A 21914-nucleotide genomic window follows, 5' to 3' on the forward strand; every position below is an offset into this window, starting at 1 on the left:
CCCGAACGGGGAGGGAGAAGTCAGGCCCCGGCCTTGACCCGGCCCCATTGGGCGCCTAGCTGACGGGCTTCTCTGAAAGGCCCCTTACCGTGACCGATCAAACGACCGCCCCCGTTGGCGCCGCCGCCGACCCCGTCCACGCCTTCATCGCCCAGACCGTCGCCGAACATGACGTGGTCCTGTTCATGAAGGGCACGCCGGACGCGCCGCGCTGCGGCTTCTCCTCGCTGGCGGTGCAGATCCTCGACCACGTGGGCGCGGCCTTCGTCGGCGTCGACGTGCTTCAGGACGAGAGCCTTCGCGACGGCATCAAGAGCTTCACCGACTGGCCGACCATCCCCCAGCTCTACGTCAAGGGCGAGTTCGTCGGCGGCTCGGACATCGTGCGCGAGATGTTCCAGGCCGGCGAACTGCAGGCCCTTATGGTCGAGAAGGGCGTGCCCCTCGGCGAGGCCTAAGCTCTATGGCCCGGCCGCAGCTGCAACCGCGTGAAGACCGCGAGGTCTTCGTCGTCCCTCTGGACGTGCGGCCGGAGCACATCGACGAGAACAACCACGTCAACAACGTCGTCTATGTCGGCTGGCTGCAGGACGTCGGCACGGCCCACTGGAACGCGCGCTTCGACGAGGCGACGCGGGCGAAATGGTCCTGGGTCGCCCTGAGGCACGAGATCGACTACCTGCGCGGCATTGCACCCGGCTCAGTCGGCGTCGTCGCCCGCACCTGGGTCGGCGACCCGCAAGGCCCGCGCTTCAATCGCTATGTCCGCATCGAGGACGGCGAAGGCCGCCTGTGCGCGCAAGGCCTGTCGGAATGGTGCCTGGTCGACGCCGAAACCCTGCGCCCCGCCCGCATACCGGCGGAGATGCTGGGGCCGTTTTCGGCTTAGCGACTTGCCCTTTCCTCCCTGTTGCGCAGCAATGGGGAGGGGGACCACGACCCGAAGGGCGGCGCGTAGCAGCCAAGTGGTGGAGGGGGCGACGCCATGGCCGACAGCATAAGTCACGAGCGTGCGCGCACGATGCGACGCGCGTTGACGCCGCCGGAAGCCCAACTGTGGGCGCAGTTGAAAGGGCGCAAGCTCGAAGGACTGACGTTCCGTCGCCAGCACCCTGTCGGTCCCTACATCCTTGATTTCTATTGCGCCGAACTGGCGTTGGCCATCGAAGTCGACGGCCTGATCCACGGCGACGCGGATCAGGTGCGCCACGACGGGCGCCGCACGGCCTGGCTGGCAACCAAGGGCATCTCAGTTCTACGCGTTGCGTCCTGCGACGTGCGAGACGATGTCGAGGGTATTTTGAACGCGATCAGGAACGCAGCGCTCAAACGGCAGGCGTAGCGCCGCCCCCTCCACCGCTACGCGGTCCCCCTCCCCACGAAGTGGGGAGGAAAGACTTGGCTTTTGACTACAAACTGATCGGGTTCAGCACACGAACCGCCGCGCCGGGGGTCAGGCCCAGTTCGGCGTAGGTCCAGCTGACCGTGACGCCTTCGCGGACGATGGCGCGGCACAGGTCGGGGGTGCGGCGGGTCAGGCTGAGTTCGGCGGGGTCGCCGTCCTTGATCTTGACCTCGAAGCTGGAGGCCTCGGTGCAGCCGTTGGAGCCGACCACGACGTTCAGGCGCTGGCCGTCGAAATCCACCTTGCGGACGGCTTCCAAGGTCTCGGTCTCAACGGCGACGCGGTCGGACATGACCGAGACCTTCTCCCCGCCCTCGTTCGAATAGATGACGCAACCGCCCAGCAGCGGCAGCAGGGCGGCGGCGGCGAGCGCGGGGAGAAGACGCATGTCAGTTGGCCTCGGCAGGCGACGAGTGGATGACGCGGGTGGTCGGCTTCTCGCTGGCGATGATGATGCAGCCCGACAGCAGGGGGGCGGCGACGGCGAGAGCGATGATGAGACGGCGCATGGGGGACTTCCTTATTGGCTGGCCGCAAACTGCCAGCGTCACCGTGCGGGATCACGTGAATAATCGGAAAGGGTGGGCTTGAACGAAACCGCCACAGTCATAGCTACTGTGTCGCCCTCCTCCCCCGACCATCGAAAGATCCCTCATGAGCCTGCTGTTCACCCCGCGCGCCGTCGGGCCGCTGACGCTGAAGAACCGCATCGTCGTCGCCCCCATGTGCCAGTACTCGGCCGTGGACGGCGTGCCCCAACCCTGGCACGCCCAGCACATCGGTCGCATGGCCCTGTCAGGCGCCGGCCTGGTGGTGATCGAGGCCACCGGCGTCGAGGCGGCGGGGCGCATCTCCTGGGCCGACACCGGCCTGTGGAACGACGAACAGGAAGCCGCCTTCGCCAAGATCATCCGCGACATCCGCACCTATTCCGACACACCCATCGGCATCCAGCTGGGCCACGCGGGGCGCAAGGCCTCGACCAATCCGCCGTGGATCGACCGGGGCGGCCCCGCCCCCGCCGACAAGGCCTGGGAGACGTTCTCGGCCTCGGCCCAGCCCTTCAAGGCCGACTGGCACACGCCGACGGCCCTGGATCAGGCGGGCATGGACCGGGTGGTGGAAGCCTTTGTCGAGTCCGCCAAACGCGCCGACCGGGCCGGGTTCGATCTGGTCGAGCTGCACGCCGCCCACGGCTATCTGCTGACCCAGTTCCTGTCGCCGCTGTCGAACGAGCGGACGGATGCGTTCGGCGGGTCGCTGGAGAACCGGATGCGTTTCCCGCTGCGGGCAGCCCAGGCCCTGCGCGACGCCTGGCCCCGGACCAAGGCTCTGGGCGTGCGCTTCAACGGTTCGGACTGGACCGAGGGCGGCATCACCCCGGACGAGGCCGCCGTCTTTGGTCAGGCCCTGCACGCCATGGGCTACGACTATCTGCACCTGACCAGCGGCGGCAATGTCGCCACGGCCCGCATCCCCGGCGACCAGCCCAATTATCAAGTCGCCTTCGCCGAGGCGGTCAAGGCGGCGACGCCTGAGGCCAATGTCATGGCGGTGGGCATGATCGTCAGCCCGCAACAGGCCGAGGACCTGCTGACCCAAGGCAAGGCCGACCTGATCGCCGTCGCCCGCGCGGTGCTGGACGATCCCAACTGGGGCCACCACGCCGCCGTCGCCCTGGGCCAGCCGGAAGGCCTGCCGGTCCAGTACGAACGGGCCGGGGCGGCCCACTGGCCCGGCTATGCGACGGCGCGGGCCTTGGCTGACGGGTCCGTCGCGGCCTGACCCTTCAACGGCGTCGCCGCGATCACGGCGGCGCCGTTCGACAAGGCGTCGGCTTCCGGCTGGGGCCGGCCCAGCAGATAGCCCTGGACCTCGTTGCAGCCCTGCGCACGCAGGAAGGCCAGTTGCTCTGCGGTTTCGACGCCCTCGGCCAGGACCGGGATGGCCAGGCTCTCGCCGATGGTCAGGACGGCGCGGATGATGGCCCGCGACTGCGGCCCGGCGCCGTCCAGCTCGGTCATGAAGGAGCGGTCCAGCTTGATCTTGTCAAAGGGGAAGGCCCGCAGGGTCGACAGCGAGGAATAGCCGGTGCCGAAGTCGTCCATGGCGATGGTGACGCCGAGCGCCTTCAGCTGACGCAGGACGTGGGTGGTGCGCTCCATGTCGCTGATCATGGCCGTCTCGGTGATCTCCAGCTCCAGCCGCGAGGGGGCCAGACCCGTCTCCAGCAGGACCTGATGCACCAGACGCGGCAGATCCACATGGCCCAGCTGCACCGGCGACAGGTTGACCGCGATCCGGTGCGGCTCGGCCCAGGCGGCGGCCTGCTTGCAGGCCTGACGCAGCACCCATTCGCCGATCGGCAGGATCAGGCCGGTCTCCTCGGCCACGGGGATGAAGTCCGACGGCGGGATGTTGCGGCCGCTCTCGTCCTTCCAGCGCAGCAGGACCTCGTAGCCGGTGGCCTTGCCGGTCTCGACCGAGGCCTGGACCTGATAGTGCAGCTCGAACTGCTCGTTATCCAGGGCCTCGCGCAGGGCCTGGGTGACGCGGCGCCGCGCGCGCACGGCCTGATCCATATCCGCCTCATAGAAGCAGATATCGACCGTCAGCGACCCCTTGGCCCGGTACATGGCCAGGTCGGCGTTGTTGATCAGGGTCGACAGGTCGTCGGCGTCCTGGGGCCACAGCGAGACGCCGATGCTGGCGCCGCAGGACAGGTCGGCGTGTTCGATGTTGACCGGCTGGATGATGGCCGCGCGCAGGCGCTGGGCCACGGCCAGGGCCTCGGCCTGCGACGCCACCGGCGCCATGGCCACGAACTCGTCGCCGCCTTGCCGGGCGACGAACTCGCCGTCCCTCAGCGCATCGCGCAGTTGGTCCGAGATGCGACACAGCAGCTGGTCGCCGACGGCGTGGCCGTACAGGTCGTTGACCTCCTTGAAGCGGTTCAGGTCCAGGGCGAACAGGGCCAGGGTCTGGCCCGGCCTGATGGTCGCCGTCTGGCGGCTGAGCCGCTCCAGGAAGGAGGCGCGGTTGGGCAGGCCGGTCAGGCTGTCGTTGCGCGCCAGATGGGCGATGCGGCGCTCCTGGGCCTGACGGGCGCGCAGGTCGCGCACGGCGTAGAGCATGACGTGGCCCTCGCTGGCGTGGTCGCGCTTGGCCGACAGTTCGATCGGCAGGACCTCGCCCGAGGCGGTGGACAGCGACGACTGGACCATGTCCCCGTCGACCAGACGCGCGACGTCCTCGGCCCAGCGCGACAGGCTCTGGCCGATCACGGCCTCGCGCTCCAGGCCCACCAGCGTCAGCAGGACGCTGTTCACGCCGACGATGACGCCGTCGCGCTCGACCGCCATGCCGTCCACGCCGCCCTCGATCAGGTGTTGCAGGCGGATTTCAGCCTGGCCGCGCGACTGATGGTCCAGCGCATAGCTGGCGGCGCCGGCGCCCAGGACCAGCAGGCCCACGCCCGCCACGCCGATGGCGAGAATGTTCTTGGCGTCGTCGCCCGTCAGCGCGCCGTCCAGCGGCGCGAACGGCAGGATGGTCATGGCCGACATGGCCGTGAAGTGCAGGACCACGATGCCCAGAACCATAAACAGGACCGCCAGCCAGCGCCCCTTGGCCGTCGGCCACAGCTTGTCCGCCTTGAAGGCCAGGGCCCCGAACAGCAGCGAGCCGACTACGGCGACGACCACATAGGGGACTGACCATTGGATCACGGCGTCCACGGCGAAGGCCCCCATGCCGATGAAGTGCATGGCGGCCACGCTCGCGCCGAACGTCAGACCGCCTGCCAGACCTGAGCCCGGAAAACGTTGCGCGACCAGCAGCTGGGCCGCCCCCGAGCCGAGGATGGCGACCAGCAGCGACAGGCCCGTCAGACCCGGCTCATAGGCGATGGCGATCCCCGGCTCATAGGCGATCATGGCGACGAAGTGGGTGCACCAGACCGTGGCGCCGCCCGCCACCGCGCCCAGGAATATCCAGGCGGCGCGCGCGCCGGCCCGCGTGCTGCGGACCCGCTTCAACAGGCTGATGGTGATCCAGCTGCCCAGCACGCAGACAAGCGTGGCCAGGGCGACCAGCGCCAGGTTATGGGCGGTGGCCAAACAATCGACGATACGCATGAAATCCGAACGGAGAACGCGACAGGGGGGATCGGGTGTCTAGCCGCCCAATTCTTAACCCGCCGTCCTCCGTCATGGCTAACGAAGCCTTGCGCCGGATCAGGACGCCTCGTTCGCCTTGGCGTCCGGGCGCATCATATAGGGGTTGTTGACCAAGACCTCGGAACCCGGCTCCAGCCCCAGCTCCTCAAAGGTCCACTGCAACTGCACGCCCTCGGACTTGACGTCCGAACAGCGGTCCTCATCGACGCGGCGCAGGGTGATGACGGCGCTGTCGCGCAGGCGGGTGATGAAGGGTTTGACGTCCGCCTTGCTGGTGCAGCCGTTCGAGCTGACCCAGAAGACCGCGACATCGCGGGTGAAGGCCGCCGCGTGGATCGGCTCCAGCTGGCCGGGCATGCCTGCGGTCGACACCGCGCCGGTCGAAGCGCAAGCCCCCGCCAGGACGGCGACGGCGGCGATGGCGCAAAGGGCGGTGGTTCGTCTCATCTCGGCCTTCCGGGGCGGATCATGGTCCACCCGGTCAGAATGCGCTGCTTCCCTCCCCAAGGGAACAGCGGATGCTGAATAAGAAAGAAGCCCCGGTTCGCACCGGGGCTTCCATCAACTCTATCGTCGAACGCCTGAAATCAGGACGAGTAGTATTCGACGACCAGGTTCGGTTCCATCTTGACCGGGTACGGCACGTCGGACAGTTCCGGCACGCGGACGTAACGGACCGAGAAGCCGCGATCACCCTGTTCCAGGTAATCAGGCACATCGCGTTCCGACGACTGCTGGGCTTCGAGCACCAGAGCCATGTGGCGCGACTTTTCCTTGATCTCGACGACTTGGCCCGGCTTGACGCGGTACGAACCGATGTCGACCTTCTTGCCGTCGACGGTCACGTGGCCGTGGCTGACGAACTGGCGAGCGGCCCAGACGGTCGGGACGAACTTGGCGCGGTAGACGATGGCGTCCAGACGCGATTCCAGCAGGCCGATCAGGTTTTCCGAGGTGTTGCCCTTGCGGCGGCCGGCTTCATCATAAATGGCCGAGAATTGCTTCTCGGTGATGTTGCCGTAGTAGCCCTTGAGCTTCTGCTTGGCCTTCAGTTGCAGGCCGAAGTCCGAGACTTTCGACTTGCGGCGCTGACCGTGCTGGCCGGGGCCGTACGAGCGCTTGTTAACCGGAGACTTGGCGCGGCCCCACAGGTTTTCACCCATGACCCGATCGAGTTTGTACTTGGCGCTATGGCGCTTGGACATAAGTCACTCTTCATGCTGATGCGGCCCGGCCCCTCCCCGATTGGAGCGGCGATCTCAACGGCGGTCCACGCATCGTCCGTAGTCAATCTGCGCCTCGGGCCGGAACCCGATGCGAGAAGAGCGGGCTTATGAAGGCCCGCCCTCCCGGAGTCAACGTCGGGGCTCAGGACTCGGGGGTCCAGACCAGGGTCTCGCCCTGTTTGGTCACGCGGCCCAGGCCCGGCCAGGGGAAGTGGACGGCGTAGATTCGCGTGTTCCGCTCGGCGGCGCCTTGCAGCAAGGCCTTGCGGCTGGCCTGGGCGGTCGGAGCGTCGCCGTCGAAGGCGATGGTCCAGTCGGGCTGCTGCACCGAGATCACCGAGTGGTGCGCTGTGTCGCCGATATAGAGCAGGCTCTGGCCGCCGGAGGTGATCTCATAGGCGGTGTGGCCCGGCGTGTGGCCGTTCACGGCGACGGCCAGGATGTTCGGAAGGACCTGAGCGCCCGGCTGGAAGGTCTGCACCTTGGGCGTAATCCCGGCGACCAGGGCGGCCATGTTCTTGTTCGCCTTCAAGGCCGCCCATTCGGCCGCCGTCATGCGGACGGCGGCGTTGGGGAAGATCAGGGCGCCCGACGCATCCAGCAGCCCGCCGACGTGGTCGCCGTGGCCGTGCGAGATCAGGATGTCGGTGACTTGGGCCGGCTCGACGCCCGCCGCGCGCAGCGAGGCGAGCAACTTGCCCTCCGTGCCCATCTGGCCGCCGGCGCCGGTGTCGAACAGCACGACCCGCTCGCCGTCGCGGACCAGCAGCGGCTGGATGTCGAGGTCGATCTTGTCCGCCGACAGGCCGGCGGCGGTCAGGACGGCGGAAACCTCGGCCTGGGTTCGACCGACGCCCAGGGTCTTGCTGTCGTTCGGAACCGTCAGCCGCCCGTCGCGCAGGGCGTAGGCTTGCAGGGCGCCGATGGTGAAGGGATGCACGTCGGGGCTGGCGGCGACGGTCGTGGCCGCAGCCGAGGCGTCGGCGGCCGGGGTCTTGTCGGCCGGCGGCGAACAGGCCGTCAGAGCGGCCGCGAGGGCGGCCAGGGTGATCAGGGAGGCGGAACGGATCATGGAGGCCCTCAAGCAAAGCGTTGCAGCAGGACTTGAGATGGGACGCCCCGCACCGCCCGCAACCGGCGCCGCCAAAAGAAACGGCCGCCGCCCCGGTCAGGGACGGCGGCCGCAGGATCAGGCCGATAGCCGGGCGTTTCAGCCCTTGGCGGCGGCGAAGAGTTCGTTGACCTTGTTCCAGTTCACGATGGACCAGAAGGCGGCCAGGAACTCGGCGCGGCGGTTCTGGTACTTCAGGTAGTAGGCGTGCTCCCAGACGTCGGCGACGAGCAGGGGCGCGCCCTTCTCCTCGGCGAAGTCCATCAGAGAGTTGTCCTGGTTCGGCGTCGAGATGATCTTCAGCTTGCCGTCTTGCACGATCAGCCATGCCCAGCCCGAACCGAAGCGGCCCAGGCCGGCGGCGTTGAAGGCCTCCTTGAAGGCGTCCATGCCGCCCAGGTCGGCGTCGATGGCGGCCGCCAGCTCAGCCGAGGGTTCGCCGCCCGTGCCGACGGGGGCCAGGCCTTCCCAGAAGAAGGTGTGGTTCCACACGCCGCCGGCGTTGTTGCGGACGGCGACCGGCAGGGTCGACATCTTGGCGAACAGTTCGTCGAACGACTGGCCTTCGACGCCCGCAGCGGCCACGGCCTTGTTCAGATTGTCGACATAGGTCTGATGGTGCTTGTCGTAGTGGAAGCTCATCGTCTCCTTGTCGATGACGGGCTCCAGCGCGTCGTGGGCGTAGGGCAGCGGGGGCAGGACGAAGGCCATGGGAGGTTCCTCTCGGCGGTTTTGATTCTTCTGGCCCCTATCTAGGGCCGCGCGCTGCATACCCAAGCCCCTGCGGCGACGTTTGTTCAGTTTTTCGCGCAACAAGGCCGTTCTGGAACCGGATGGGCGAAACAGTTGTTTCCCAAGGGTCGCTCCGACACCTCCCCCCGTGACCTTCCGAAAGGAGGATCGCCATGCCTGCTCGTTCCCCCCGTCGGTCCGCCCCCCTGACCGACGCCGAAGCCGAGACCCTGAGGCTGCAACTGCTGGAGATCATCCCGCGCCTGCGCCGCCACCAGCTGCTCGACCTGGCCGACACCCTGCACGACGCCGCCCGCGAACGCCGCGGCGCCGAACCGCGCCATTTTGATCTGAGGGTTTGAGGCTACGCTCCAGCCACTAGAGGGTTGAGGGTCGAGAGCGGCTCCGGCGCATGTCCGCTAGGGTGGAAAGCAGACGTTAGTCCAGATACGGTTTGCGCAACCAATCATCTTCAAGAGGCGGCGGAAGTTGTGGTTTCGAAGCTAGGCGAGCGGAAACTGGCGTGGCTAAGCGGCCTCGCGATGGTCTGGGCTATGCTCGTCATCGCCTACGGCTCGTCGGCTCTTCCGTTTCTTACAGATAGCGTGATGATGTTGGCCTTTGCTGCGCTGGCCTTGTCTGTCCTGGTCGTGCTGTTGGTCCGACGGCCGTAGCACCACTAAGGTCCGCAACGGGTCGATTTGCGAACATGACTACCGACCCCAAAGCAGACTCGCGCGCCCAAGAGCCCCCCCGCCGTCATCCCGGCCGTAGCGTAGCGAAGAGCCGGGACCCAGGCGTCTGGACCTGATGCAGGCGAGGTTTGAAATCCACCGCCTGGGTCCCGGGTTCTGCTGCGCAGCCCCGGGATGACGGCGTGGCGTCAGCAGCCCGTGTGGAGGTCCTGCTTCACGGCCAAGAACTTGATGTCCAGCGGCCTGCCCCCTTCCTCCCCATTTCATGGGGAGGTGGCGCGGCGCGAAGCGACGTGACGGAGGGGGCGGAGCCGCCTTGTCCGAGGGATGCTCAGATCGGCAAGCCGCTGCGTCGCCCCCTCCACCGCTGCGCGGTCCCCCTCCCCATGAAATGGGGAGGAAGGAGGAGGGTCAGCTCGCGTGGAGTTCCTGTTTCACCCGCTCGGCCAGGGTCTTGATGTCCAGGGGCTTGGGCAGGAAGGAGACGCCGGTCTCGTCTTGCAACAGGTCCGAGAAGTCGCTCTCGGCATAGCCCGAGATGAACATGACCGGGGCGTCGCCGAGGAAGGGCCGCGCTTTCCGAAGCAGGGACGGACCGTCCAGCCCCGGCATGATGACGTCGGAGATCATCATGTCGATCTGACCGGCCCATTCCTCGGCCAGGATCAGGGCCTCCTCGCCGTCGCAGGCCTCGATCACCTCATAGCCGCGCTGGCGCAGCAGGCGGGCGGCGATGCCGCGCACGGCGGCCTCGTCCTCGACGAACAGGATGCGGCCGGCGCCGGACAGGTCGCGCGGGGCGGCCTTGACCGCCTTCTCGACCACCGGGGCGGCGACCAGTTCCTCGGCCGAGGCGGCGGGCAGGAAGATGCGGAAGGCGGCGCCGGCCCCCTCGATGTTCGAGACGCTGATATGGCCGCCCGCCTGCTGGACGATGCCATAGACGGTGGCCAGGCCCATGCCGGTGCCTTCGTTGACCGCCTTGGTGGTGAAGAAGGGCTCGAAGATCTTGTCCAACAGTTCGGGCGGGACGCCGGGGCCGGTGTCGGACACCTCGATCAGGGCGGTTTCGCCCGAGGCCTCGCGCCAGCCCAGGTCGCGGGCCTGGGCCTCGGTCAGGCGACGGGTCTTGATCGTCACCACCCCCGCGCCCGGCTCGACCACGCCGCGCATGGCGTCGCGGGCGTTGACCGCCAGGTTCATGACGGCGGTTTCCAGCTGGCTCTTGTCGGCCAGGACCAGGGGCATGTCGCGGCCGTAGTCGGTCTCCAGACGGACGTCCTCGCGCAGCAGGCGGCGCAGCAGGACGGCGAACTCGCCGACCAGTTCGCCCAGGTCCAGCCGCTCGCGCCGCACCGTGGACTTGCGCGAGAAGGCCAGCAGCTTCCTCACCAGATCGGCGGCGCGGATGCCGGTCTGGCGGATCTGGTTCAGGCCGTCATAGGAGGGGTCGCCGACCGGATGACGCTCCAGCAGCTCGGACAGCTGCATCTGGATGGCGGTCAGCAGGTTGTTGAAGTCGTGCGCCACGCCGCCGGCCAGCTGGCCCACGGCCTGCATCTTCTGGGCCTGCGACAGCTGCAGCTCCATCGACTTCTGCGACGAGACGTCGAACAGCCAGACGCGGCGCTTGTCGCCCTCCGGCGCGACATAGAGGTGCAGGTGGCGGTCGGGATAGGCGCGGGCCACCAGCTCGATGGGACCCGACGACCCGGCGGCCAGCTTGATCCTGGCCTCGGTCACGCCCGCCAGGTCGAACAGGTGGCCGAAGGCGGCGTCGCCCGAGGCGGCGGGGCCGGTCAGGACGGCCAGCGCCGCGTTGGAATCCTCGGCCTTGCCCGCGAACAGGTCGTCGCCGGCGATGACGGTGGAGCCGAAGGGGGCGCCGGCGGCCATGGCGCGGGCCTCGCCGCTGACCTTGGCGGGGGCGGCGACAGGGGCGGCCTGCGGCACCGGCAGGACGGCGTCGGGCGCGGCGCGGACCAGGAAACGCCCCTGCCCCGCCTGACCGATCAGGACCTCGATCTCACGCGCGCCGATCTGGACGATGGCGCGGCCCTGATGACCTTCGCGGGCCTGGGCGAAGGCCATGTAGAGGGCTTGCGCCGACTTGCCGCGCGGAAGCGCCGTGACGGCGCCGTTCTCCTCGGCCCAGGCGGCGTTGTAGGCCAGGACCTGACCGGACGGCCAGACCAGGGCGGCGGGCTCGGCCATGGCGTCCAGCATCTCGACCGCCGTGTCGCCGTGGGCGCGGCGCACCTCGGCCCGGCCAAAGGCGAACAGCCAGATCAGGGCCGTGCCGCCCGCCGCGACAATCAGGATCAGGCCCGGCGCCGTGAAGGCGTTGGCGCGAAACGCCGGATAGACCATGGCCGCAACCGCCAGGGCGAAGCCCAGGGCCATCACCACCAGCAGGGGATCAAAGGTCGGGCGACGCGTCATTGTCGCTTTCGGCCGGGAAATCGTCATGGCGTCCTGCCCGCGCGAATCAGTGGTGGTCAGCATATCGGAGCTCTGGCCTGCGCCATAACGGGACGCCTCTCCCTCCCCGTTCGGGGAGGGTGGTCGCGCAGCGACCGGGTGGGGAGGGCGCGGCGAAACGGACGCAGCGCTTGATCAGCCATGCCGCCCCCACCCGTCTGACGCTGCGCGTCAGCCACCCTCCCCATGAAGGGGAGGGAGAGGCGCAGCGCTTCGGTCCCGCCCCTCACCGCCGTTTCCGGCCCTGCATGACGAAGCCGATCACCTTGGCCGCCGCCTCGAAATGCTCGCGCGGGATAACCTCGTCGACCTCGACCGTCGCATAGAGGGCGCGGGCCAGGGGCACGTTTTCGACGACAGGGACGCCGTTCTCTTTCGCCATTTCGCGAATGCGGAAGGCCACGGCGTCCACGCCCTTGGCGACGCAGATGGGGGCGGCGTCGCCCTGATCCGGCTCATAGCGCAGGGCCACCGAATAGTGGGTCGGGTTGGTGATGACGACGGTGGCGCTCGGCACGGCCTGCATCATGCGCTGGCGGCTGCGCTGCATGCGGATCTGGCGCAGCTTGCCCTTCACATGGGGGTCGCCTTCGGTCTGCTTGTAGTCTTCCTTGGTCTCTTCCTTGGTCATCCGCATCCGCTTGGCGAAGCGGAACTTCTGCCAGATGAAGTCGGCCCCGGCGGTGAAGGCCAGGAAGATCAGGGCGGAGATCATCAGCGACGCCGCCAGATCGCGGGCGAAAGGCAGGATCATGGCCGGGCTCATGGCGGCCAGGTTCTCCAGCTCGCGCGTGTGCGGCTTCAGCACCCACCAGCAGACGGCGCCGATGGCCACCAGCTTGAGGAAGGTCTTGATGAACTGGACGATGCCGTCCGGGCCGAAGATGCGCTTGAACCCCGACAGGGGGCTGACCGCCGACCACTTGGGCTTGATCTTCTCGGCGGTGAACAGGAAGCCCGACTGGGCCAGGTTGCCCCCCACCCCGCCGACGATGACCGCCAGCATCAGCGCCGCCAGAAACGGCGTTACGGCCCAGACCGCGCGCATCCCGATCTCGACCCCGGCGCCGGCCTGCAAGCCGCCGATCATGGCGTGGGGCTCGGCCAGAAAGGGCAGCATGTCCTCGGCCATCTGGCGCGAGAAATAGCCGCCGCCGATCAGCAGGACCGCCGTCGCCCCCGCCAGGGACATGGCCGCCGCCACGTCCGGCGACTTGGCGACATCACCCTTCTTTCGGGCCTCCTCAAGCTTTCGCGGGGTGGCCTCTTCGGTTTTCGACTCGGGATCGGAACCTTCAGCCAAGGCTCCCTCCCGTGAACACCCGCGCCAGGGCGCGATAGCGGTCGATGAAGATGGTCCCCATCACGCCGAGGCTCAGCGCGAAGATCGAAAGGCCCAGCAGGACGCTGAGCGGGGCGGCGGCGAAATAGACCTGAAAGGCCGGCATGACCCGGGCGATCAGGCCCGACGCCAGGTTGAAGATCAGGGCGAAGACCAGGACCGGCGCCGACAGCTGGACCCCCAGCATGAAGCTCTGGCCCACCGTCTTGACCGCCATGGCGGCGAAGTCGGCCGTGATCATCGGCTTGGCCGGGGAGATGGCCTCATAGGAGCCCAGGATGCCGGCGATGAAGAGGTGGTGGGTGTTGGTGGCGAAGATCAGCGTCACCCCCAGCAGCATCAGAAAGGCCGACAGGGTCGAACCGGGCGAGGCCTGAAGCGGGTTGGCCGTCTGGGCGAAGCCGAGGGTCGTCTGCTGCGAAATGATCTCGCCCGCCGTGACCAGGGCCGTCATGAAGCTGCGCAGGATCATGCCGATGGCCAGACCCGTCGCCACCTCGCGGATGATCCAGCCGACCATGCCGCCAAGGGTCGGCGGCAGGGCCGGCAGGGTCCCGGCCACCAGGGGCCACATCACCAGCGACAGCAGCAGGGCCAGCGACAGACGCACGCGCGGCGGCACATAGCTCTCGCCGATACCCGGAATGGTCATCAGGATGGCGCCGACCCGCGCGAAGATCAGCCCGCCGGCCCAGATCTGTTCGGCGGTGGCGTAGGACTCCACGCGACCTACATCCCGGCGATGCGGGCGGCGATCTCGCGCATGAAGCCGCCCAGCAGCGCCCCCATCAGCGGCAGGAACAGCAGCAGAGAGACGAAGATGGCGATGATCTTGGGCGCATAGATCAGGGTCTGCTCCTGAATCTGCGTCAGGGCCTGAAACAGACCGATGACCACGCCGACCACCAGGCCGACGACAAGCACGGGGGCGCACAGCTGGATCGTCAGCCAGATGGCGTCACGGCCAACATCCAGAACTTCCGCGCCGTTCATCACCACTCCCGGGAACTCGGCAGAAAATGCCGACAGGATGGTTAACAGCCCGTTTAGGAAACCCAATCTGTCCGCTCAAGCGTACAGTCCATTTTCGGGCGACGGCCATCTGACGGCTGGATTGATCACCGCGCCCGGCTATATGGACACGCTATGACTGACCACGCGCACAAACCCACCGTCTCGCAGGCCGAAGCCGAAGCCGCCGTTCGCACCCTGATTCAGTGGGCGGGCGACAATCCCGACCGCGAAGGTCTGGTCGAAACGCCCAAGCGGGTGGCCAAGTCCTATCGCGAGCTGTTCCAGGGCTATGAGGTCGAGCCGCGCGAGTATCTGGAAAAGACCTTCCAGGAGGTCGGCGGCTATGACGAACTGGTGGTGCTCAAGAACATCCGCTTCGTCAGCTTCTGCGAACACCACATGCTGCCGGTCGTCGGCGTGGCCCACGTCGGCTACCTGCCCACGGATCGCGTTGTCGGCATCTCCAAGCTGGCCCGCGTGGTGCGCGGCTTTGCGCGCCGTCTGCAGATCCAGGAAAAGATGACCTCGGACATCGCCCACGCCATCCAGGACGTGCTGCGCCCGCTGGGCGTCGGCGTGGTCATTGAGGCCGAGCACAGCTGCATGACCATGCGCGGCGTCGACGTCCCCGGCGCCAGCCTGTCCACCAGTTGCCTGCTGGGCTCCGTCCGCGAAGACCCCCGCACACGGGAAGAGTTCCTGCGGCTGGTGCGGGGCTGAACCGCCCCTAGGTCGCGGGCGGCGGAATGACGCTTCCCGCGACAGGGGGCTGACCGGCCTCCAGACCGTCGAGGTAGGCGAGCTGGCGCTTGGCGTGGTCGTCTTCCGGGTCAAGCTCCAGCGCTTCGTCATAGGCCGCGCGGGCGTCCTTGAGGCGGCCCTGCTCGATCAGACTGAACCCGCGCCCGCGATGCAGCGGCCCGGCGTTCATCAGGATGCGCAGTGAATCCGAAGCCAGGGCCTGATCCAGAACCGCCAGGGCCTCGTCATGACGCCCGCCCGATTGAAGCGCGGACGCCTTTTCCTTCAGCAGCATCCAGTCGTCGTCCTGCAAGGCCAGACCGCGGTCGAGAACCTTGACGGCCTCGTCGAAACGCCGACGTTCCACCGCTTCGCTGCCCAGGATTAGGGCGATGAGGGGATAGACGTTCGGCTGGCGGCGCACCGTCACCGCAGAAAGGCCCTCGCCCCCGGCCATCGACTGGATGACGGTCGCCAGCACCATGGTCTCGCCGAGATCGTCGGAGCGCAATATCCACTCGCCCTTGCCGCGCTGTTCCATCTGGAGATATGCCGCAGGCGCGCCGTCGAGCGCGCGCCGAAGTTCGGGAAGATGTCGGTCCAGACCGGCGAAGCCGCGTGCCTGAACATCGCGCATGGCCCGCTCAAGCAGTTGCAGGTCGCGTCGCTCCTGGCGCGACAACTCTCCGTCCACGACGTTGACGCTTACCCTGGGCGTCGAGGCCTCGTTCGCCGCCTGAGTTGCGATCGCCTGGCGCGCCATAGCGGTCGCCGTCGGCGCAGCCAGCGCCATCAGGATCGAGGCCGCCGCCAAAGCCGCCCGCCTCATCGTCACGCTTTTCATGTCCGCCCCGCGCTCTCCGACGACCACTTCGCCGAAATCACGCCGTTATACTAACCTGGGGCAGCAAGGCTTGAGAAGGGCAGCCGGTTCGCAACGGCCCCCTTCTTGCGAGTCTCGCCCCGAAGGAGGCCTCATCATGGGCTGGAGCGTGTTTTCGTCTCATAACGAGCCGCCGCCGATCATGCGCGGGGGGTGGCTGGACGCGCTGCGGTTCATCGTGGCGTCGCTGATCATCCTGCATCATTTCCAGGCCTCGGCGCCCATTCCTCTGGCCGAGGGCGTGCATCCGGTGTTCGAGCGGGGCGGCTTCCTGCTGACCAACTTCTTCCTGATAGACAGCGGCTATGTGCTGATGCGGGTCTATGGCGCCTCGGTCGCAGGCGGCCGGATGTCGAAGACCGACTTCTTCCTGAAGCGGTCGCTGCGGGTGTTTCCGGCCCATCTGATCATGCTGGGCCTGCTGGTGGCCATGGTGTTGCTGGGCACGGCCATCGGCCTGCCGCCGACCCACCCCGAATGGTTCGCCTGGGATCAATTGCCGGCGCAGGCGGCCCTGGTGCAGTCGTTCGGCGTCTATGGCGGTCTGGGCTGGAACGCGCCCAGCTGGTCGATCTCGGCCCTGCTGGGCTGCTACCTGGCCTTTCCCTGGGTGCTGCGCGGGCTGACGCGGGTCGGGCCGTGGCTGGCGCTGGGGCTGGTGGTGGTCGGCTATCTGGCGGCCAATGAGCTGTGCTGGGCCATCCTCAACTATCCCGTCTATCAGATGCCGCTGAACCTCGGCATCTGGCGCGCCCTGCCCCTGTTCATCCTGGGCATGGGACTGGCTTGGTTCGCGCAAGGGATCTGGATCGAGCCGCGCGCCGCCGGCTGGGCCCTGCTGCTGGCCTCCGTCGGTCTGGCGATGGTGCAGTATTTCGACAAGCACGCCCTGATTTCGCTGACCCTGATCTCGATCATCATCCTGGCCGCGGGCGCCGTCCCGGTCACGAAGCCGTCCAAGCTGGTCGAACAGGCGGCGGTCGTCTCCTTCGCCATGTTCATCTCCAACGAAGTGGTCCGTATCGGCTGGTTCGGTCTGGCCGAGGCGACGGCGAACAAGCTGGGTCTGGCCGAGGCCTGGCGCTGGGTCCTGTGGGTCATGGGCGTGGGCGCCGCCTTCGTCTTCGCCTTCCTGTTCCACTACGGCGTCGACAATCCGATCCAGAAGCGCATCCGCGCCTGGCTGAAGAAGCGGGGACACGCCCGCGCCGAGATCAAGGAGCCGGTGGTCTCGCTGGAGGGGTAGACGCCCTTCTTCATGCCGTCACCCCGGACGACCCGCAGGGGAGATCCGGGGCCCAGACGGCTCGACACACTCGGCAAGCCATCATGCACGATCAACCGTCTGGGTCCCGGGTTCCGCTACGCGGCCCCGGGATGACGGTGCGGATGTATCTCACCCCGACGAACCCACCAGATGCAGGATGTTGCCGTCCGGGTCCTTGACCCAGGCCAGTCGCATCGAACCGCAGACATGGATGTCGCCCTGACGGCCCATGTCGTCATAGTGCTCAAAAGCGACGCCCTTGGCCTTCAGCCCGGCGACGATGTTGTCCAGCTCGACCCCGACGTCCCAGCTGACGGCGTTGGCCTGATTGGTCCCGGCGAAGTCGGACTGGTAGACCGTCAGCCAGGTGTTTCCGGTGCGATAGCCCAGCATCCCCTCGTTCGAGGTGTCGGCCAGGTTCAGCCCCAAGACGTCGGAATAGAAGGTCTTGGCGCGATCCAGATCCTTCACCGCGACGATGGCTGACGAATTCTTGTCCTTGAGCATGATGTCTCTCCCTGATGCGAAGAGAAGCGTTGACGGCGGCGGTTCGATCCCGCCGACATTACCGCCGTTTCATTTGACACCCCGTCGCGGCGCCCCTTTCTGGCGAGCTTGGCTTTGAGGGGAACCGTCATGCGTCGGTGGGCTTTGGCGATCAGTCTGGGACTGGGTCTTGGTTTGGGCTTCATGGGCGCCGGCGCCCTGGCGCAGACCTCGCCGATTCAGCTGGAAGACGGCGACGTCGCCCGCTTCTGGACCGCCTATGACGCCGTGCGGGCGGCGGACACGCCCGAGGCGCAGAAGGCGGCGTTCCAGCGCCTCTATATCGACCAGGGCACGCCGGGGCTGGCGGCCTTCATGGAGGCCAAGGGCTATACGGCGGACACCTATCTGAACGCGATCCGCGCCTATCCGGCCTACTGGGACAGCGTGCGTCCGCGCACGGCGCTGGCGACCGGCGCCCTGACGCGGCTGGAAGGCCATCTGGAGCGGTTCAAGAGCCTCTATCCCGAGCTGCGCCCCGCCGGCATCTATTTCGAGGTCGGCGCCCTGCGCTCGGCCGGGACCACCCAGGGCGACAAGGTTCTGCTGGGCGTCGAGATGGCCACCGGCGACGCCAGCGTCGACATTTCCGAAATGCCGCCGGGCCTGCAACGCTTCTTCGGCTCCTATTTCGCCAGCAAGCCTCTCGACAATCTGGACCTGCTGGCCGTGCACGAGGTGGTTCACACCCAGCAGATCGGCGAGCGCAGCAGCCTCTTGTCCCAGGCCGTCTATGAGGGCGTGGCCGATTTCGTCGCCGAACAGGTGACGGGGCGAATGCCGGATCTGGCCTATGTCGCCTACGGTCCGGCCAACGATGCCGCCATCAAGGCCGCCTTCCGTCGTGACATGGCGGGCGAGGACTTCAGCGGCTGGCTCTACAACAACACCGACAACGCCTTCGGGGTGCGCGACCTGGGCTACTACGTCGGCTACGCCGTCACGCGCGGCTATTATGACCGCGCCCCGGACAAGGCGGCGGCGCTCAAGACCATGATCGAGCTGGACTATTCCGACCCGGCGGCGGTTCAGGCCTTTGTGGACGCGTCGGGCTATCTGGCGGACTAGGCGGGCGGCGGTCAATCGCTGCGGCGTCGCGCAGGTTCCTCTCTCCCGCTGTCACCCCGGACGACCCGCAGGGGCGATCCGGGGCCCAGACGTTTCAGCGAGAACGGCCGAGAACCACAGATGCACAACCGCCTGGGTCCCGGGTTCCGCTACGCGGCCCCGGGATGACGGCAAGAGGAGCCGTCAGATCGGCATCCGCATGATTTCCTGATAGGCCGAGATGACCTGATCGCGGACGGCCATGACGGTTTCCAGCGAGGCCTCGGCGGACGAGACGGCGGTGACGACGTCGATCAGGCTGCCCTGGCCCTGAACCATCTGGGCCATCTGGGTTTCGGCGCCACGGGTCTGCTGCGTCGTCTGGGTCATGACGTTTTGCAACAGTTCGGAGAAGCCCGGCCCCTGCGCCGCCGAAGCGGCGCTGGGCGGGGTCGCGGTCGGCATGGCGCCGCCCTGTACGGCTGCATAGGCCTTGGCCGCCATCATGGGATTCATGACCTAGGCCCTCTTATTTCTTGATGATGTCGAGGGTGCGGGACTCCATGTTCCGCGCCGTCTCGATGACGTTCAGGTTGGCCTCGTAGGCGCGCTGCGCCTCGCGCATGTCCATGGCCTCGATCAGGGTGTCGACGTTGGGCCGCTGGACATAGCCTTCCGCGTTCGCCGCCGGGTGCGAGGGGTCGTATTCGACGCGGAAGGGGCTCTGGTCCGGGCGGACCTCGGCCAGGACCACGCCGGTGGCGCCGTTGACGTTGCGGGCCTGGAAGATCGGCGTCTGGCGGCGATAGGGCTCGCCCCCCGCGACATTGGCCGTCGACTGGGCGTTGGCGATGTTCTCGGCGATGACGCGCATCCGCGACTGCTGCGCCTTCAGGGCGCTGGCGGCGACGCCCATGGCGTTGTTGCGCGGCGTGACGTTGACGGGATCAGGCATGGCTTACGTCTCCTGCCTCAGGCGCCGGGCTTGCGGGCGGCCATGCGGATCATCTGCATGGACTTCTGGTAGAAGCCGATGGCGGCGTCATAGGCCATGCGGCTCTCGGCCATTTTCAGCATCTGCTCCTCGACCACGACCGAGTTGCCGTCGAGCGTGGTCTCGGAGTCGGGCGCATTGAGCGAATCGAAGCGCGCGGCCTGCCCCGGCGGGGTGATGTGGCGGGCGTTGGTGGCGACCATCTTCAGACCGCCGCCGGTGCGCATGGCCTCGGCGAAGTCGGTCGGCGCCTTCAGGTCGCGCGCCATGAAGCCGGGGGTGTCGGAGTTGGCCACGTTCTGGGCGATCACGCGCTGACGATCATCGAGCCATCCGAGACGGCCCTTGATCTGGTTCAGCAGCGGAATGTCGGTGACGGACACGCGGGTCCCCTCGGACGGTTGATCGGCAGAATTTGCCGCCTGCATGGTTAATATTCCGTGTTCCTAAACGCGGCGTTAACCACGAGCGACGAAACGTGCGGGCGAAGCGGCGCGCTCCTAGGCGCTGCATTCCCGCGCCTTGGGGGCCTCGAACCGCATGAATTTCCTCGACCTGTTCCGGGCGGTGTTCGGCCTGGCGATCACCCTGGGCCTGATCGGCCTGGCCGCCTGGGCCGCGCGCCGCTATGCGCCGCAGGTGCTGGCCAAGTTCCAGGCCGAGCGCGGCGCCCGGCGGTTGCAGGTGATCGAGACCCTGGTGCTGGACCCGGCGAGGCGCCTGGTCCTGGTGCGGGTCGACGCCGAGGAGCGGCTGATCCTGCTGGGCGAAGGCCGCGAGCTGATCGAGCCGCGCGGCCCTGTGATCGAATCGGGAGACGCGAAATGAGCCGCTTCAGCCTTTCCTCCCTGTTCGCATCGCGAATGGGGAGGTGGCGCGGGCGCGCAGCGTCCGTGACGGAGGGGGCGACGCCGCCCTGCCCGCCTTCGCGCTCAAACAGCCGCCGTCGCGCCGCCCCCTCCACCGCTTCGCGGTCCCCCTCCCCACGACGTGGGGAGGAAAGCCAGGCGATCTTCGCCCTGCCCAGCCGCGCCGAGTTGAAGCGCGCCGCGCTGTTGTCGCTAATCACCACCGCGCTTTGCCTGGTCTGGCCTCTGGGCGCCCTGGCGCAAGAGGCGGCCCAGGCCGCGGCCAGCGGATCGGCCATCAATATCGACTTAGGGACCGGCGCGGGCCTGACCCAGCGGGTGGTGCAGCTGGTCGGGCTGATGACTGTGCTGTCGCTGGCGCCCTCCATCGTCATCATGACCACCAGTTTCGTGCGGATCATCGTGGTGCTGTCCCTGCTGCGGACCGCGCTCGGCATGCAGCAGTCGCCGCCCAACGCGGTGCTGGTGTCGCTGGCCCTGTTCCTGAGCGCCATCGTCATGGCTCCGACCTGGCAGGACGCCTATGATTCGGGCATCCGCCCGCTGATGGATCAGCAGATGGAGCTGCCTCAGGCCTTCGATGCGGCGTCCGAACCCGTGAAGACCTTCATGCTGGCCCAAGTGGATCGCGGCGACCTGGCCCTGTTCACCCGACTGTCGAAAATCACCCCCCCGACCGACGTTCAGGAACTGCCCCTGCGGGTGGTCACGCCGGCCTTCATGATCAGCGAGTTGAAGAAGGCCTTCACCATCGGATTTCTTCTTTTCGTTCCGTTCCTTGTGATCGATCTGGTGGTCGCCAGCGTGCTGATGTCCATGGGTATGATGATGCTGCCGCCGGTGGTCATTTCCCTGCCGTTCAAGCTGATCTTCTTCGTGCTGGTGGACGGCTGGCGACTGGTCGCCGGGAGCCTGGTCGAGAGCTTCCAGAGAGGCGTCGGCGGGGGATAAGTCCCCGGCCTCAGGGGCTTTGAGCGTGATGCGGGCTTGCCAAGACTACACAAACGCGTGTTGATCCTCCGGTCTTCGTCCGGGAATCGGACGACCACCACTGGGAAAACCCTCATGACCACTCAAGCCGAACTGATCGCCGCCGTCGCCAAAGACGCTGGTGTCTCGCAGGCCGACGCCACCCGCGTCCTCGACGCGATCGTCAAGAACATCCACAAGAGCCTGGTTTCGGGTTCGGACGTCCGCATCTCGAACCTGGGCGTGTTCGACACCGCCGAGCGCGCCGAGCGTGAAGGCCGCAACCCGGCGACGGGCGCGACCATCAAGATCGCTGCTTCGAAGGCTGTGCGCTTCCGCGTGTCCAAGCCCCTGAAGGACGCCGTCAACGGCTAAGCCTTTCCGGCTTGCCCTTCCTCCTCGCGGGGGAAGGGC

26 protein-coding genes are annotated in these 21914 nt (G+C 67.4%); 11 read left to right on the forward strand and 15 right to left on the reverse strand.

Annotation, left to right across the window (positions count from 1 at the left end):
• Positions 1-89 precede the first annotated feature (89 nt).
• The 3 genes from grxD to HX774_RS10760 all read left to right on the forward strand — a co-directional run bounded on the left by grxD (position 90) and on the right by HX774_RS10760 (position 1342).
• On the forward strand, positions 90-458 hold the full coding sequence (gene grxD / locus HX774_RS10750) for a Grx4 family monothiol glutaredoxin (RefSeq protein ID WP_114818509.1): 369 nt from the start codon (positions 90-92) through the stop codon (positions 456-458).
• Positions 459-463: 5 nt separating this feature from the next.
• Positions 464-889: a thioesterase family protein gene (locus HX774_RS10755; RefSeq protein WP_114818508.1), complete on the forward strand. Its 426-nt coding sequence runs from the start codon at positions 464-466 to the stop codon at positions 887-889.
• Between the two features lie 96 nt (positions 890-985).
• Entirely contained in the window at positions 986-1342 is a 357-nt protein-coding gene (locus HX774_RS10760; RefSeq protein WP_178826681.1) for an endonuclease domain-containing protein, read from the forward strand.
• A 67-nt stretch (positions 1343-1409) separates the two neighbouring features.
• Here HX774_RS10760 and HX774_RS10765 read toward each other — a convergent pair whose 3' ends face one another.
• On the reverse strand, positions 1410-1793 hold the full coding sequence (locus tag HX774_RS10765; RefSeq protein WP_178826683.1) for a hypothetical protein: 384 nt from the start codon (positions 1791-1793) through the stop codon (positions 1410-1412).
• A 266-nt stretch (positions 1794-2059) separates the two neighbouring features.
• Between HX774_RS10765 and HX774_RS10770 the strand changes: the two genes are divergently transcribed.
• Positions 2060-3190, forward strand: coding sequence for an NADH:flavin oxidoreductase/NADH oxidase (locus HX774_RS10770; protein ID WP_178826685.1), 1131 nt, complete (start codon positions 2060-2062; stop codon positions 3188-3190).
• On the opposite strand, the gene HX774_RS10775 is transcribed toward HX774_RS10770, so the two are convergent.
• The 5 genes from HX774_RS10775 to HX774_RS10795 form a co-directional block, all read right to left on the reverse strand.
• Positions 3145-5541 (reverse strand): EAL domain-containing protein, encoded by a 2397-nt coding sequence (locus HX774_RS10775; RefSeq protein WP_178826686.1) that lies wholly within the window; start codon positions 5539-5541, stop codon positions 3145-3147. The two genes, HX774_RS10770 and HX774_RS10775, sit on opposite strands and share 46 nt — an antisense overlap.
• A 99-nt stretch (positions 5542-5640) precedes the next feature.
• Positions 5641-6030, reverse strand: a complete 390-nt coding sequence (locus tag HX774_RS10780) for a hypothetical protein (RefSeq protein WP_114818520.1) — start codon at positions 6028-6030, stop codon at positions 5641-5643.
• Between the two features lie 140 nt (positions 6031-6170).
• Positions 6171-6788 (reverse strand): 30S ribosomal protein S4, encoded by a 618-nt coding sequence (gene rpsD / locus HX774_RS10785; protein WP_114818503.1) that lies wholly within the window; start codon positions 6786-6788, stop codon positions 6171-6173.
• A 163-nt stretch (positions 6789-6951) separates the two neighbouring features.
• A complete protein-coding gene (locus tag HX774_RS10790; RefSeq protein ID WP_178826688.1) occupies positions 6952-7881 on the reverse strand; it encodes an MBL fold metallo-hydrolase in 930 nt (309 codons plus the stop codon).
• 138 nt (positions 7882-8019) lie between these two features.
• Entirely contained in the window at positions 8020-8631 is a 612-nt protein-coding gene (locus HX774_RS10795; protein ID WP_178826690.1) for a superoxide dismutase, read from the reverse strand.
• A gap of 194 nt (positions 8632-8825) precedes the next feature.
• Here HX774_RS10795 and HX774_RS10800 point away from each other — a divergent pair, with 194 nt between their 5' ends.
• A complete protein-coding gene (locus tag HX774_RS10800) occupies positions 8826-9014 on the forward strand; it encodes a hypothetical protein (RefSeq protein WP_178826692.1) in 189 nt (62 codons plus the stop codon).
• A 744-nt stretch (positions 9015-9758) separates the two neighbouring features.
• Here the strand turns inward: HX774_RS10800 and cckA are convergent.
• The 4 genes from cckA to fliQ form a co-directional block, all read right to left on the reverse strand.
• Positions 9759-11789 carry a cell cycle histidine kinase CckA gene (gene cckA, locus HX774_RS10805; RefSeq protein WP_218650381.1) on the reverse strand — a complete coding sequence of 677 codons (2031 nt, stop codon included), beginning with the start codon at positions 11787-11789 and terminating at the stop codon, positions 9759-9761.
• A gap of 265 nt (positions 11790-12054) precedes the next feature.
• Entirely contained in the window at positions 12055-13131 is a 1077-nt protein-coding gene (gene flhB, locus HX774_RS10810; RefSeq protein ID WP_114818779.1) for a flagellar biosynthesis protein FlhB, read from the reverse strand.
• The gene (gene fliR / locus HX774_RS10815; RefSeq protein WP_178826694.1) at positions 13124-13894 is read right to left on the reverse strand and encodes a flagellar biosynthetic protein FliR; all 771 of its coding nucleotides are present in this window, start codon (positions 13892-13894) and stop codon (positions 13124-13126) included. The genes flhB and fliR overlap by 8 nt, the downstream gene beginning before the upstream one ends.
• Before the next feature lie 5 nt (positions 13895-13899).
• Complete coding sequence (gene fliQ, locus HX774_RS10820) at positions 13900-14166, reverse strand: flagellar biosynthesis protein FliQ (RefSeq protein ID WP_178826696.1); 267 nt, start codon at positions 14164-14166, stop codon at positions 13900-13902.
• A gap of 150 nt (positions 14167-14316) precedes the next feature.
• On the opposite strand from fliQ, the gene folE reads away from it, so the two are divergent.
• Positions 14317-14904, forward strand: coding sequence for a GTP cyclohydrolase I FolE (folE, locus tag HX774_RS10825; RefSeq protein ID WP_114818776.1), 588 nt, complete (start codon positions 14317-14319; stop codon positions 14902-14904).
• A gap of 7 nt (positions 14905-14911) precedes the next feature.
• On the opposite strand, the gene HX774_RS10830 is transcribed toward folE, so the two are convergent.
• A complete protein-coding gene (locus HX774_RS10830) occupies positions 14912-15769 on the reverse strand; it encodes a tetratricopeptide repeat protein (RefSeq protein WP_178826698.1) in 858 nt (285 codons plus the stop codon).
• A 136-nt stretch (positions 15770-15905) separates the two neighbouring features.
• On the opposite strand from HX774_RS10830, the gene HX774_RS10835 reads away from it, so the two are divergent.
• Positions 15906-17054: an acyltransferase gene (locus tag HX774_RS10835; RefSeq protein WP_178826700.1), complete on the forward strand. Its 1149-nt coding sequence runs from the start codon at positions 15906-15908 to the stop codon at positions 17052-17054.
• A gap of 150 nt (positions 17055-17204) precedes the next feature.
• On the opposite strand, the gene HX774_RS10840 is transcribed toward HX774_RS10835, so the two are convergent.
• Entirely contained in the window at positions 17205-17582 is a 378-nt protein-coding gene (locus tag HX774_RS10840) for a VOC family protein (protein WP_178826702.1), read from the reverse strand.
• A 129-nt stretch (positions 17583-17711) separates the two neighbouring features.
• On the opposite strand from HX774_RS10840, the gene HX774_RS10845 reads away from it, so the two are divergent.
• Positions 17712-18689 carry a hypothetical protein gene (locus tag HX774_RS10845; RefSeq protein ID WP_178826704.1) on the forward strand — a complete coding sequence of 326 codons (978 nt, stop codon included), beginning with the start codon at positions 17712-17714 and terminating at the stop codon, positions 18687-18689.
• Between the two features lie 183 nt (positions 18690-18872).
• Here the strand turns inward: HX774_RS10845 and fliE are convergent, their stop codons facing one another.
• From fliE to flgB, 3 genes are read right to left on the reverse strand one after another with little or no spacing between them, the layout of a single operon-like run.
• Positions 18873-19184, reverse strand: a complete 312-nt coding sequence (gene fliE, locus HX774_RS10850) for a flagellar hook-basal body complex protein FliE (protein ID WP_178826706.1) — start codon at positions 19182-19184, stop codon at positions 18873-18875.
• A 13-nt stretch (positions 19185-19197) separates the two neighbouring features.
• The gene (gene flgC / locus HX774_RS10855; protein ID WP_245945246.1) at positions 19198-19623 is read right to left on the reverse strand and encodes a flagellar basal body rod protein FlgC; all 426 of its coding nucleotides are present in this window, start codon (positions 19621-19623) and stop codon (positions 19198-19200) included.
• Positions 19624-19640: 17 nt separating this feature from the next.
• A complete protein-coding gene (flgB, locus tag HX774_RS10860; RefSeq protein ID WP_114818648.1) occupies positions 19641-20045 on the reverse strand; it encodes a flagellar basal body rod protein FlgB in 405 nt (134 codons plus the stop codon).
• 157 nt (positions 20046-20202) lie between these two features.
• On the opposite strand from flgB, the gene HX774_RS10865 reads away from it, so the two are divergent.
• From HX774_RS10865 to HX774_RS10875, 3 genes are all read left to right on the forward strand, one after another.
• Positions 20203-20490: a flagellar biosynthetic protein FliO gene (locus HX774_RS10865; protein WP_114818649.1), complete on the forward strand. Its 288-nt coding sequence runs from the start codon at positions 20203-20205 to the stop codon at positions 20488-20490.
• A 182-nt stretch (positions 20491-20672) separates the two neighbouring features.
• A complete protein-coding gene (gene fliP, locus HX774_RS10870; protein ID WP_178826722.1) occupies positions 20673-21482 on the forward strand; it encodes a flagellar type III secretion system pore protein FliP in 810 nt (269 codons plus the stop codon).
• Between the two features lie 114 nt (positions 21483-21596).
• Positions 21597-21875: an HU family DNA-binding protein gene (locus HX774_RS10875; RefSeq protein WP_114818640.1), complete on the forward strand. Its 279-nt coding sequence runs from the start codon at positions 21597-21599 to the stop codon at positions 21873-21875.
• The last annotated feature ends 39 nt before the right edge of the window (positions 21876-21914 follow it).

Source organism: Brevundimonas sp. P7753, assembly GCF_013386595.1.
GTDB classification, from domain to species: domain Bacteria; phylum Pseudomonadota; class Alphaproteobacteria; order Caulobacterales; family Caulobacteraceae; genus Brevundimonas; species Brevundimonas bullata.